12 protein-coding genes are annotated in these 12,529 nt (G+C 65.4%); 5 read left to right on the plus strand and 7 right to left on the minus strand.

The window, feature by feature from the left end:
* Positions 1 to 90 precede the first annotated feature (90 nt).
* From ABIB73_RS26645 to ABIB73_RS26655, 3 genes are all read right to left on the minus strand, one after another.
* Positions 91 to 999: a S49 family peptidase gene (locus ABIB73_RS26645; protein WP_354228754.1), complete on the minus strand. Its 909-nt coding sequence runs from the start codon at positions 997 to 999 to the stop codon at positions 91 to 93.
* Between the two features lie 216 nt (positions 1,000 to 1,215).
* Positions 1,216 to 1,983, minus strand: coding sequence for a tRNA1(Val) (adenine(37)-N6)-methyltransferase (locus tag ABIB73_RS26650; protein WP_354228756.1), 768 nt, complete (start codon positions 1,981 to 1,983; stop codon positions 1,216 to 1,218).
* Positions 1,976 to 2,203 carry a putative signal transducing protein gene (locus ABIB73_RS26655; protein ID WP_354228758.1) on the minus strand — a complete coding sequence of 76 codons (228 nt, stop codon included), beginning with the start codon at positions 2,201 to 2,203 and terminating at the stop codon, positions 1,976 to 1,978. Before ABIB73_RS26655 ends, ABIB73_RS26650 begins: the two co-directional genes overlap by 8 nt.
* 130 nt (positions 2,204 to 2,333) lie before the next feature.
* Here ABIB73_RS26655 and ABIB73_RS26660 point away from each other — a divergent pair, with 130 nt between their 5' ends.
* From ABIB73_RS26660 to ABIB73_RS26675, 4 genes are all read left to right on the plus strand, one after another.
* Positions 2,334 to 3,341, plus strand: a complete 1,008-nt coding sequence (locus tag ABIB73_RS26660; RefSeq protein ID WP_354228760.1) for a polyprenyl synthetase family protein — start codon at positions 2,334 to 2,336, stop codon at positions 3,339 to 3,341.
* Positions 3,342 to 3,830: 489 nt separating this feature from the next.
* On the plus strand, positions 3,831 to 4,346 hold the full coding sequence (locus ABIB73_RS26665; RefSeq protein ID WP_354228762.1) for a winged helix-turn-helix transcriptional regulator: 516 nt from the start codon (positions 3,831 to 3,833) through the stop codon (positions 4,344 to 4,346).
* A gap of 1 nt (position 4,347) precedes the next feature.
* The gene (fabF, locus tag ABIB73_RS26670) at positions 4,348 to 5,610 is read left to right on the plus strand and encodes a beta-ketoacyl-ACP synthase II (RefSeq protein WP_354228764.1); all 1,263 of its coding nucleotides are present in this window, start codon (positions 4,348 to 4,350) and stop codon (positions 5,608 to 5,610) included.
* A 44-nt stretch (positions 5,611 to 5,654) separates the two neighbouring features.
* A complete protein-coding gene (locus tag ABIB73_RS26675; protein WP_354228766.1) occupies positions 5,655 to 6,284 on the plus strand; it encodes a LysE family translocator in 630 nt (209 codons plus the stop codon).
* 54 nt (positions 6,285 to 6,338) lie between these two features.
* Here the strand turns inward: ABIB73_RS26675 and ABIB73_RS26680 are convergent, their stop codons facing one another.
* The 4 genes from ABIB73_RS26680 to ABIB73_RS26695 all read right to left on the minus strand — a co-directional run bounded on the left by ABIB73_RS26680 (position 6,339) and on the right by ABIB73_RS26695 (position 11,552).
* Positions 6,339 to 6,764 carry a hypothetical protein gene (locus tag ABIB73_RS26680; protein ID WP_354228768.1) on the minus strand — a complete coding sequence of 142 codons (426 nt, stop codon included), beginning with the start codon at positions 6,762 to 6,764 and terminating at the stop codon, positions 6,339 to 6,341.
* 120 nt (positions 6,765 to 6,884) lie between these two features.
* Entirely contained in the window at positions 6,885 to 7,769 is an 885-nt protein-coding gene (locus tag ABIB73_RS26685; protein ID WP_354228770.1) for a 4-(cytidine 5'-diphospho)-2-C-methyl-D-erythritol kinase, read from the minus strand.
* A 30-nt stretch (positions 7,770 to 7,799) separates the two neighbouring features.
* Positions 7,800 to 9,596: a tetratricopeptide repeat protein gene (locus ABIB73_RS26690; RefSeq protein ID WP_354228772.1), complete on the minus strand. Its 1,797-nt coding sequence runs from the start codon at positions 9,594 to 9,596 to the stop codon at positions 7,800 to 7,802.
* Positions 9,597 to 9,890: 294 nt separating this feature from the next.
* A complete protein-coding gene (locus ABIB73_RS26695; protein ID WP_354228774.1) occupies positions 9,891 to 11,552 on the minus strand; it encodes an electron transfer flavoprotein-ubiquinone oxidoreductase in 1,662 nt (553 codons plus the stop codon).
* Positions 11,553 to 11,689: 137 nt separating this feature from the next.
* Here ABIB73_RS26695 and ABIB73_RS26700 point away from each other — a divergent pair, with 137 nt between their 5' ends.
* Entirely contained in the window at positions 11,690 to 12,514 is an 825-nt protein-coding gene (locus ABIB73_RS26700; protein WP_354228776.1) for a uracil-DNA glycosylase, read from the plus strand.
* Positions 12,515 to 12,529: the final 15 nt, after the last annotated feature.

Consider the following 12,529-nt stretch of genomic DNA (forward strand, 5'->3'; position numbering starts at 1 on the left):
AATGCTCAGCCCCCACGCGCGCATTCTTGCGCAGACCGGGCCGCGCCGCAATTGGCTCGGCCCGGACCAAATGGCGCGGGAGGGCGCGCGCTAGAACCCGAATTTCGCCCAGATCGCGCGGGTTTCGACCGCCGAGATCAGCTCATCCGGCAGCCCGGCCATTGATTCCAGGGCCGAAAGCTGGCCCGCGCCGGGCGATTTTCGTCCCAGAATGCCGGAGAGCAGCCCCGTCGGCTGCGCGATCACGGGGGTGAGAACCTTCTCGCCGTAGCGGGCACGAAGAGTTGAGCGGAGATCGCCGATGCCGTCGGCCAAGCCGAGCGCGATCGAACTCTCGCCGGCCCAGTATTCGCCGGTGAACAGGGTGTCGTCGGCGCCCTTCAGCCGCACGCCGCGACTCTCCTTCACCAGCGCGATGAAGATCTGGTGGATCTCGCGCTGGAGCGCCTTCAGCTTCGCCACGTCGTCAGGGTTTTCGGGCAGGAACGGATCGAGCATCGCCTTGTGCGCGCCGGCCGTGTAGAGGCGCCGCTCGATGCCGAGCCGCTTGATCGCCTCCTGGAAACCGAAGCTGCCGCCGACCACGCCGATCGAGCCGAGGATCGAGGACGGATCGCAAAAGATCTCGTCGCCCGCGCAGGCGATCATGTAGCCGCCGGAGGCCGCGACGTCCTCGACGAACACCAGCACCGGCAGCTTCTTCTCCGCCGCGAGCTGCTTGATGCGCAGATAGATCTGGCGCGACTGCACCGGCGAGCCGCCGGGCGAATTGATTACCAGCGCCACCGCCTTGGCGTTGCGGACCGAGAACGCCCGCTCCAGCACCCGCGCGAGACCCGCGAGCGTCATGCCCGGGCGCAGTGGCGTCACCGCGCCGATCACGCCCGACAGCCGCACCACCGGCACCACCGCCGTGCCGGGGCGGAAGCGCGCCGGCAGATATTGCATCAGTTTGTCGGCCAGGCCGGAACCTGCGCGATCGTTCAATTGTTCGGCCATGCCGTTACCTCTGATTAATCATTTCTTATCACGCGACTGTCATTGGAAGTGCCTGGAACGTGTTTTGCAGATTTCCCGTTGGGAAGCTGCAATGAAGCAGCGGAGGAAATGCCATGAAGATCTATCTGCTGTTGATGCTGATCGGTGCGCTTTTCACGGCGATTCGCTTTACCTCCCCGCAAGAACAGCAGTCGGAATCGCTTCCGCAGTAGGCCTTTACGGCTCCGCCAGCGGCAAGACAGCCCTCCCCTCAAGAATATTCCTCACCTCTTTTTTAGGCACGCGTGACTCATCGTTGAGCACGAGGCCCGACAGCAATCGCGTCGGGGCCCGGCCGCCTTTGACTGCGCGCACCAGCACGCGGATCGCGGGTCGCGCCTCCTCGCCATGAACCGGCAGGATCGACAGGCTGCCGAAGCCGCGTGACAGCGCTGCCAAGACCTCCGCAATCCCATCCGCTCGCCAGATCAGGGTCAACACACCGTTCGATCGGAGGATGCGCCGCGCTGCATGCACCCACGCATGCAGCGTCTCCTCCGTCGCGACATGCGCGGTGTGGCGCGCCTGATCCGGCGAGCCGCGATGCCGCGACGGATCGTTGAAGGGTGGGTTCATCAGCACATGATCGACGCTGTCAGGCACGAGCCCATGTGCCACGAAGACCTGCGCATCGGCCGTGACGTCGAGCACAATCGCTTCGGCAGCAATCGCGTTCGCCGCCGCGTTGGCGCGCGCGAGCTCCGCCAACTCGGGATTGATCTCCACCAGGCTGAGGTGGATGCCGGCCACGCGCCGGGCCAGCGCCAGCCCGGCCGCGCCGATGCCGGCGCCGAGATCGACCACGCGGTCGCCGGCCCGGGCCTCCGTCGCCGCCGCAAGCAAAATAGCGTCGTGCCCGGCGCGATGGCCGGACCGCTTCTGCTTCAGGAGCAACTGTCCGCCGAGAAAGGCATCCTCGGTGATATCGATCGCCGCCTCAGTCATCGCGGCGCAGTTCGTGGCTGAGGCCGGCTTCGGTGAGCAACTGCCGGGCCTCGTGGGCATCGTCCTCATGGACCAGGATCCGCCGCGGCAAAATGCCGAGCGAGCCTTCGATGATGCTCATGTTCTGGTCCAACACCAGATGATGGATGTTGGCGCCGTCGAGCAGCGCGCCGATCGCTGACACCAGCACCATATCGTTGGTCCGAACCAGTTCACGCAAAGCAGATCTCCTGCCTGAAGAGGGTTGAGCGGCAAATGTCAATGGTTCCACAGGTCTTGCCGCATCCGCCTCCAGTTTCTATTGTCTTTCCATCAGAATAGCCCTTCCGGGGCAAATATTGGAGACCGGCTTGGCCGTCATCGTACCTTTCGAAACTCCCGGCGCGTCGATCGAAGAGCTGGTTGCCCTTGTCGCTCCCGACATGGAGCGCGTCAACGCCACGATCCTGTCGCGGACCGGCTCCGAGGTGACCATGATCCCGGAGGTGGCCAACCACCTGATCTCGTCCGGAGGAAAGCGCCTGCGGCCGATGCTGACGCTCGCCATGGCCAACCTCGCCGGCTACACCGGCGACGGCCATATCAAGCTCGCGGCCAGCGTCGAGTTCATGCATACCGCCACCCTGCTCCACGACGACGTCGTCGACGAGAGCGAGATGCGCCGCGGCAAGCTGTCAGCGCGCATGCTCTGGGGCAATGAGGCCAGCGTGCTGGTCGGCGACTTCCTGCTCGGCCAGGCTTTCCGGATGATGGTCGAAGTCGGCTCGCTCCGCGCGCTCGACATCCTCTCCGCGGCGGCTGCCACCATCGCCGAGGGTGAGGTGATGCAGCTTGCCGCCGCCAAGAACACCGCAACCACCGAGGACGAATATCTCGCCGTGATCCGCGGCAAGACTGCCGAGCTGTTCGCCGCGGCCTGCGAGGTCGGGCCCGTGATCGCCAACCGCCCGAAGGCGGAGCAGACCGCCTGCCGCTCGGTCGGCATGAATCTCGGCATCGCCTTCCAGCTCGTCGACGACGTGCTCGACTATGGCGGCAAAAGTGCAAAACTCGGCAAGAACACCGGTGACGATTTCCGCGAAGGCAAGATCACGCTGCCGGTGGTGCTCGCCTTCCGCCGCGGCAATGACACCGAGCGCGCCTTCTGGATCCGCGCGCTGGAGCGCGGCGAGATCGGCGACACCGACCTCGATCACGCCCTCGGCCTTATGAACAAGCACCGTGCGCTGGAAGACACGCTCAGCCGCGCCCAGCACTATGGCGCCATGGCCGTCGACGCTCTCGCACTGTTCCCGTCCTCGCCGATGAAGAGCGCGCTGGAGCAGGTTGTGGCGTTCTGCCTGGCAAGGTCGCATTAGGTCGTCGCGCTTTCAGCACGTACTGCCGCAACATCCTCGGTGTCGTCCCGGCGAAGGCCGGGACCCATACCCCAAGGGAGCTGTCGTAGCGCGAGCTGACAACCGCGAGCCTTCGCCAAACACGATCCTGTGGTTATGGGTCCCGGCCTTCGCCGGGACGACGCTGGTGAGATAGGACCGCTACTGCTCTCACACCGTCATCGCGAGCGCAGCGAAGCAATCCTGGTTGTCCCGGTGGCAAGACTGGATCGCTTCGCTCGCAATGACGGCGCAAGGTGCGCGGGCACCGTTCAGTCTCGTGTCCCGGACGCGCTGCAACGCCCCTTGGCGTTGCTGCGCTGAGCCGGGACCCAAGCCGCACCCCAGTTCTCAGCAACCTGGGCCCCGGCTCTGCAACGCACCGCCGAAGAGGCGCTGCGCTGCGTCCGGGGCACGAGAGCTGCTGTCTAGTAACTTGCATTTTGCAAGTAACTTGCCTAGCTTCCCGCCATGCAGCCCAAATCCCCCTCCATATTGGAATGCCCCGTCGGCCGCACCGTGGAAACGGTCGGCGAGTGGTGGAGCATCCTGATCCTGCGGGATGCGTTCCAGGGTGCGACGCGCTTTGACGAATTCGAACAAGGTCTGGGGATCGCGCCGAACATCCTGTCGCGGCGCCTCGCGCATCTCACCACGGCCGACATGTTCGTTCGCCACCGCTACAGCGAGCGGCCGCCACGTTACGAATATTTGCTGACGCCGAAGGCACGGGATTTCTTTCCCGTGATCGTGGCGATGCTGGCCTGGGGCAACAAGCATCTCGCGCCGAAAGGCGAAGCCGTTGTACTGGCGAACCGGGATGACGTTCGTCCGCTCGATCCGGTCGTGGTCGATGCCGCCGACATGCGCCCCATCACATCAGCCAATGCGGTCGTCATCGCAGGCCCGCGCGCAAGTCGCGGGATGCGCCGGCGGCTCGCTTCGCTCAAGGCCATGAACCCGGCCCTGGCGCCGGCTGGAGACTGACATGCGTCGTATCGTCGTGACGGGCATGGGGGCGGTGTCGCCGCTCGGCTGCGGGGTCGAACTGTCCTGGCGCCGGCTGCTCGCCGGCCAGAGTGGGCTGCGAGCGCTCCCGGAATGGTCGCAGGCGCTGCCCGCGCGCATTGCCGGACTCGTGCCCGACAAAATCGACGACATCGACGGCGGCTTCGATCCGGCACAGGCCGCCGCGCCAAAAGATCAGCGCAAGATGGACCGCTTCATCCTGTTTGCGCTGCTCGCGGCCGCGGAGGCGATCGCACAGGCGAAATGGGCGCCGCAGGACGCGGCGGCACTGGAACGGACCGCGACGATCGTCGGCTCCGGTGTCGGCGGCTTCCCGGCGATGGTAGAGGCAGTGCGCACCACCGACCAGCGTGGCCCGCGCCGGCTGTCGCCGTTCACCATTCCCTCGTTCCTCGCCAATCTCGCTGCCGGTCACGTCTCGATCAAGCATGGCTACAAGGGACCATTGGGCACGCCGGTCACGGCCTGCGCCGCCGGAGTCCAGGCGATCGGCGATGCCGCGCGCATGATCCGCGCGGGCGAAATCGACGCTGCGGTCTGCGGCGGCGCTGAAGCCTGCATCGATCTCGTCAGCCTCGGCGGCTTCGCAGCCGCGCGCGCCCTGTCGAGCGGGTTCAACGACGAGCCCATGCGCGCCTCGCGCCCGTTCGATCGCGACCGCGACGGTTTTGTCATGGGCGAAGGCGCCGGCATTCTGGTGATCGAGGAGCTGGAGCATGCACTCGCCCGCGGCGCCACGCCGATCGCCGAGATCGTGGGATACGGCACCACCGCGGACGCCTATCACATGACGTCCGGTCCACCGGACGGCGACGGCGCCCGCCGCGCCATGGAGATCGCGCTTCGACAGGCGCGGCTCGCGCCCGCTGACTTGCAGCATTTGAACGCGCACGCAACCTCGACACCGGCTGGCGACGAGAGCGAGCTTGGCGCGATCGGCGCGCTGTTCGGCCGCAACAACGGCATCGCGGTGAGCGCGACCAAATCGGCCACCGGCCATCTGCTCGGCGCCGCAGGCGGCCTGGAGGCGATCTTCACCGTCCTCGCCTTGCGCGACCAGATCGCGCCGCCGACGCTCAACCTTGAAAATCCCGATCCCGGCGCGGAAGGCATCGACATCGTCTCCGGCGCGGCGCGGCCAATGCCGATGCAGCACGCCATCTCCAACGGTTTCGGCTTCGGCGGCGTCAATGCCAGCGTGATCCTCCGCCGCATGGGCTAAGCGAGAACACTTGCAATCACGCCGGGCATCGCTACGACAACAGCATGAGCGCAACGAATTTCTGGCTGTTCCTCGCCGCGGCTTTTCTCATCGCCGCCATACCTGGCCCCGGCATCTTCTACGTGGCGGCGCGGACCTTGTCGGAGGGACGCGCCGGCGGCTTTGCGTCGACCGCGGGCACGGCGCTGGGCGGCCTGGTTCATGTGGTGGCGGGCAGCCTCGGCATCTCCGCGATCATCCTTGCGAGCGCCGAGCTGTTCGCGGTCGTGAAGTTCGTCGGCGCGCTCTATCTGGTCTGGCTCGGCATTCGCACCTTTCGCAGCGCTGACCGGATGCTGTCGCTCGAGAGCGAGCCCGTCGGTGACAAGCGCGCCTTTCGCGACGGCGTGCTGGTCGAAGCGCTGAACCCGAAGACCGCGGCATTCTTCCTCGCCTTCATTCCGCAGTTCCTCGATCCGGCGTCAAACCTCACGCTGCAATTCATCGTGCTCGGCGCGATCTCGGTGACGCTGAACACGCTCGCGGATGTCGTCGTGGTGCTGATGGCCTCCGCAACGCGCGCGCAGCTGATCGGAAGGCCCCACCTGATGCGACGACTGACACAAGGCTCCGGCCTGTTCATCGCTGGCCTGGGCCTCACGCTCGCGATGACACGGCGGCCGACACACGTCTAGCCAGTAACGCCGTAGCGGCTGGTCCGCGCGCAAACGCGTAGGAATCCGCAACGGCTACGGTGCGACGGCGATGTAGGGAATGCAGCCGACGACAACGACCAGCTGGAGCGCGTTGCTCAGCATGCCGCCCCAATGTAGCCGTCGCAACCCACGCACTGCATCGGCATTCCCGGCATCTCTGTCATGAAGCCGGGCATCCATCTGCCGCAAGAACCAGCGGCGCGACGAGACCGCGAGAACCGCGATCAAGCCGATGCCGATGGCTAAAACCACACGACCAGCCATAGCAACGGCGATCGTCCCGACCGCACCGGCAACGGCCAATGCCAGGAAATAGCCATTGAACATGCCGCGCAACAGCTCGGCGACGGTCGGGACATCCAGCCTCACCAGCAGAAAGGCGGGTGCTGCCAGCAGAAAGTAAAACATCGGAAGTAGCAGGATGATGGTGGCGAACAGGGCGACATTGTCTGGCGTCATCCACACACCCTTTCCTGTCCCTGCCGGGCAAGCGGCTTCTCGCGGCTTTTCGCGAACAATATCTGCCGCGTCCCGGCACGAACGCCATTGGGCTTTGGTCGGAGGCAACAGGCGGGAGCGCTAGCTCAGCGTCCCCGAATGCACCCACCAGCCGGGATGATCCTTGCGGATCTTTTCGGCGGCGGCATGCGCATCAGCGGGTGCGCCGAAGATCGCAAAGCACGTTGCGCCGGAGCCGGACATGCGGGCGAGCTTGACGCCGGCGGAATAGCGCAGCGCCTCCAGCACGTCGCCGATCACCGGTTCGATGCGCATCGCGGGCGCTTCGAGATCGTTGGCCACGGTTTCCAGAACCTCGACCCAGTCGGCGATGGAGGCGCCCTCCTCCGGCCAGGCCGAAGCGTCAAGGACATCGGTGGCGCCGACCAGGAGCTCGCCATTGCGCAGGCCAAGCGCCTGGAACACGTCCTTGGTCGCGACCGGCACGCGCGGATTGACCATCACGCACGGCATGCTCGGCAACGCGAGCGGCAGGAGCTGCTCGCCGACACCGGTCATGTCGCAGGCGCGCGAGAGCAGGCACACCGGCACGTCGGCGCCGGTCGCGAGCGCGACCTGCTGGAGGCGGGGATCGTCGAGCGACAGATTGTTGAGGCGCGCAAGCAAGCGCAGCCCCGCGGCCGCGTCGGCAGAGCCGCCGCCGATGCCGGCTGCAACCGGCAATACCTTGTCGAGCGCGAAGGCGCCGAGCTTCAGGTTCGGCACCGCTTCGGCCAGAAGCCTTGCTGCCTTGAACACGAGATTGTCGGAGGTCTCACCGCAGGCGGCCGCGAGCGGCCCCGTGGTGGTGAGCTTGAGCTCGCCACCCGGCTCCAGCGTGAGCCGGTCGGCGCAGTCGGCAAACGCAACCACGCTTTCGAGATCATGGTAGCCGTCGGCGCGACGGCCGACCACGCGAAGGCTCAAATTGACCTTCGCCCGCCCTTCTTCGATCAACGCCGGCATTCGCGACGACCCCCTACCCCTTTATCTGGATCAGCCGCCCTTGCCGTCGTCCTTCTTCTTCTCGGCCTGCGCGGCCGAAGAATTCGAATTGTCGTCCACCATGCCGTTGGCGATCTTGGCCTCGATCTTCGGCAGATCGTCCGGCTCGGGCTTGAGATCGCGGGCGTGTGCCCACTGGAATTTCGCTTCCAGCGTGCGGCCGACGCGCCAATAGGCGTCGCCGAGATGGTCGTTGATGGTCGGATCCTCGGGCTTCAGGTCGATAGCGCGCTCGAGGTTCTTCACCGCTTCCTCGTAATTGCCGATGCGGTAATAGGCCCAGCCGAGGGAATCGACGATGTAGCCGTCGTCGGGACGCTGCTCGACGGCGCGCTTGATCATCTTCATGCCTTCGTCGAGATTCACGCCCTGGTCGATCCAGGAATAGCCGAGATAGTTGAGGACATGCGGCTGGTCGGGCTGGAGCTCGAGCGCCTTCTTCATGTCGGTTTCGGCCTTGCCCCACTCCTTGGAGCGCTCCTCGCAGATGCCGCGATAATAGTACCAGACGCTGTTGGCCTTGTCGTTTCCGGCCGGCAGCACGTCGATGCCTTGCGAATAGGTCGCACCGCAATCACCGAACTTCTTACGGCCGCGCTCGAGATTGCCGAGGGCCATGATGGCTTCGAGATCCTTGGGGTCTTCGCTCACCACGCCCTTGAGGATCTTGATCGCCTCGTCGGTGCGGTCGGCGGAATCGAGGTCGACGGCGAGCTGGATCTGGGCGTTGCGCTTCAAGGGCGAGGACGACGGCACGCGCTCATAGACCTTGATCGCCATCTGCGGCCGCTTCACCGATTCATAGAGGTCGGCGAGCGACAGCAGGGCCAGCGGATGGGTGGGCTGGAGGTAGAGCGAGAGCTGGAGATAGACCAGCGCAAGATCCTCGCCGCCGCGGCGGGTCAGCGTGGCGCCGATGCCGTAAAGCGCCTCGGCCGCGCCGGCCTGTGCGGAATCGACCAGCGGCTGCATCTTCTTGCCGGCCTTGGTCTCGCGCAGGCCTTCCACTATCAGCGGATGGCGGGCGAGCTTCTTGTCGAAGGCCTCGTAGATCGCGGTCGCGGAAGCTGCGTCCTTGTTCCGCGACAGCCAGCGGGCATAGGCCTCGGTGACGCGCAGCATGGAATCGTCGAGCTTGTAGGCGCGCTCGAAGCGGGTGCCCGCGTCCTTTTCCTTGCCGGCGAGCTCGAGGATCATGCCGGCGTGCAGGTCCTTGAACAGCGGATACCATTCCGGCCCGGCCAGCTTGTCGATGGAGGCAACCGCACCCTTGGCATCGCCGGCGCCGTAGGCGGCCCAACCGGACAGCAGCGTCGCGACCAGATCGGTGATCGGTCCGCGGATCGACTGGTTGATGTTGCTCTGCGCGCTCGGATACTTCTTCAGCTTCAGGTCATGCACGCCGACGACGAGGCGCGCGACGCGGTTGGTCTTGTCGATGGTGAGGATGCGCTCGGCGAGCTTGACCGCTTCATCGATGTCGCCATCGGCAACCGAGGAGATGAAGGCCCGGTCGAGCAGCTCGTTGTTCTTGGGATCGGTGCGCAGCGCGGAGCGGTAGAAGGCGGCGGCGGAGGCCGCATCGCGCTCGACGCTGGCATGGCGCGCGGCGAGATAGCTGCCGGAGGTGGTGAGCGCCCTCAAATCGTTTCGGGTCGGAAACTGCGCCGCCGTGTCGGCCGGATGATCCGGCGTCTGCGCCATGACCCCGCCGGGGACCGCCACAATCGCAGAGCCAGCAAGGGCGATGGCAGCAGCAGTCCAGCGGTTGAAACGATTTGAAAACATCAGGGCTCGCCTTGAGTTGGTAGTGCCTGGGTTTGGAGCAAAAGGCCGTCTCGCATGCGAACGCGGCCGGCGACATCGGGACCCGGAACCGTCAGGCCCGGACAATGCCGCTTTTGGCGCTTCACCGCAAGGATTCGGACCGGGCGATCCCCTCCGCACGTCCCAAATCGGCCAAGTGAACGGTCAAGAGCGTCCCAAGACGCTGCTAGTATGGCCTTATCGTGACCGGGGGCGCCCGCTGTGCCCCGGTTCTCACGCGAACGTGCGTCACATGCCTTTGTGACCTGGCCGCCCTCACATCGCCTCGTAATTCGGGCCGCCGCCGCCCTCAGGGGGAACCCAGGTGATGTTGCCGTTGGGATCCTTCACGTCGCAGGTTTTGCAGTGGACGCAGTTCTGGGCGTTGATCTGGTAGCGGGGGCTCGTACCCTCCTCGACCCACTCATAGACGCCGGCCGGGCAATAGCGATTCGACGGACCGGCAAAGACATCATGCTCGGACATTTTCTGGAGGTTCATGTCGGCCACCCGGAGGTGGACCGGCTGGTCTTCCTCATGATTGGTGTTGGACAGGAACACGGAGGACAGCTTGTCGAACGAGATCTTGCCGTCCGGCTTCGGATAATTCTTCGGCACGTGGCGCTTGGCCGGATCGAGCGTCGAACGATCGGGCTTGGCATGCGATTGCGTACCGAACAGCGAACCGCCGAACAGCGTGTTGCACCACATGTCAAAGCCACCGAGGGCGACGCCGATCACGGTGCCGAACTTCGACCACAGCGGCTTGACGTTGCGAACCAGGAACAGGTCCTTGCCGACCGGCGAGGAGCGCCACGCATTCTCGTAATCCACGATCTCGTCGTTGGTGCGATCGGCAGCAAGCGCGGCGGCGACGTGCTCGGCGGCGAGCATGCCGGTGCCCATCGCATTGTGCACGCCCTTGATGCGCGGCACGTTGACGAAGCCGGCCGCGCAGCCGATCAGCGCACCGCCGGGGAAGCTGAGCTTCGGCACCGACTGATAGCCGCCCTCGGTGATGGCGCGCGCACCGTAAGCGAGCCGCTTGGCGCCTTCGAAGGTGCCGCGGATCGAGGGGTGGGTCTTGAAGCGCTGGAACTCGTCGAACGGCGACAGATAGGGATCGTCGTAGTTCAGATGCACGACGAAGCCGACGGCGACGAGATTGTCATCGTAGTGATACAGGAACGAGCCGCCGCCGGTCTTCAGATCGAGCGGCCAGCCGAACGAATGCTGGATCATGCCCTTCTGATGCTTGGCGGGGTCGATCTGCCAGACCTCCTTGAGGCCGATGCCGAACTTCGACGGCTCGCTGTTGGAGTCCAGTGCGTACTTTGCGATCAGCTGCTTGGTCAGGCTGCCACGGGCGCCTTCAGCGAACAGCGTGTACTTGCCGAGCAATTCCATGCCACGGGTAAAGGAGTCCTTCGGCTTGCCGTCCCTGCCGATGCCCATGTCGCCGGTGGCAATGCCCCTCACCGCGCCCTGCTCGTCATAGAGCACTTCGGCCGCGGCGAAGCCCGGATAGATCTCGACGCCGAGCGCCTCGGCCTTGCGCGCCAGCCAGCGGCAGACATTGCCGAGCGAGCCGATATAGCAGTGATGATTGTTCATCAGTGGCGGCATGATGAAGTTCGGCAGCTTGATCGCGCTGCCGCCCGTCATCCAGTAGAAGCGGTCGTCCTTGACCTGCGTCTTCAGCGGACAGTCGGAATCCTCGCGCCAGTCGGGGATCAGCTTGTCGAGCCCGGCCGGATCGATCACGGCACCGGAGAGAATATGCGCGCCGACCTCGGAACCCTTCTCCACCACGACGACGTTGAGATCGGTGTTGAGCTGCTTCAGCCGGATCGCGGCCGCCAGGCCCGACGGGCCGGCGCCGACGATGACGACGTCGAATTCCATGGATTCGCGCGGGGGAAGTTCTTCGGTGCTCATCTGATCTCAGCCCTTGAGACGGTTCCTTGGTCGTTTGCGCTCTCTTGTTTCCGATTTTTCCGGGTAGGACAACCACGGAAATGCGTTCCGCTGGGATGCAAGGCGGCCCAAACTGATATAAAAGCCTGACTTTCCAAATGATCCCCGAACCCGCGCCCACCGTCCGAGAGCTTCTCGCCTTCTATCTGGAGGCCGGAGTCGATTGCGCGCTCGCGGAGGAACCGATTGACCGCTTGGCGGAAGCAGACGCCCCGCCTCCGGTCCCGCGTGCGGCGCCGCCGGCCGAAGCGCCGCGGCCCGTTGCCGCGCCTGCCGTCCTGCGCGGCGAGGCCGCGCCCGCACCCGACATCGCGATCGCTTCGGCCCGCGATGCCGCGCGCACCGCACCGACGCTGGAGGTGCTGCGCGAGCTGATGCAAAGCTTCGAGGGCTGCGCGCTGAAACACACCGCGACGCGGCTGGTGTTCGCCGACGGCAATCCGCAGGCGCGTATCATGTTCGTCGGCGAGGCACCGGGCCGCGATGAAGACATCGAGGGGCTGCCCTTCGTCGGACGCAGCGGCAAGCTGCTCGACCTCATGATCGGCGCGATCGGGCTCAACCGCACCACCACCTACATCGCCAATGTGATTCCGTGGCGACCGCCCGGCAACCGCACGCCGACGCCGCAGGAGACGCAAATCTGCCTGCCCTTCATCCAGCGCCAGATCGAGCTGGTGAACCCGGATGTGCTCGTGACCCTCGGCAATCCCTCGACGCAGACGCTGCTTTCGACCCGCGAAGGCATCATGCGCACCCGCGGGCGCTGGTTCGACTATGACACGGGCCAACGCACCATCCGCGCGATAGCGACGTTCCACCCGGCCTATCTGCTGCGTTCGCCATCCTACAAGCGGCTGGCGTGGCAGGATTTGCGGGCGATCGCGAAGGTGCTGGGGCAGATTGGCTCACCCTCATCCTGAGGAGCACGCGGAAGC

Source organism: Bradyrhizobium sp. F1.4.3, from assembly GCF_040548375.1.
Taxonomy (GTDB): Bacteria; Pseudomonadota; Alphaproteobacteria; order Rhizobiales; family Xanthobacteraceae; genus Bradyrhizobium.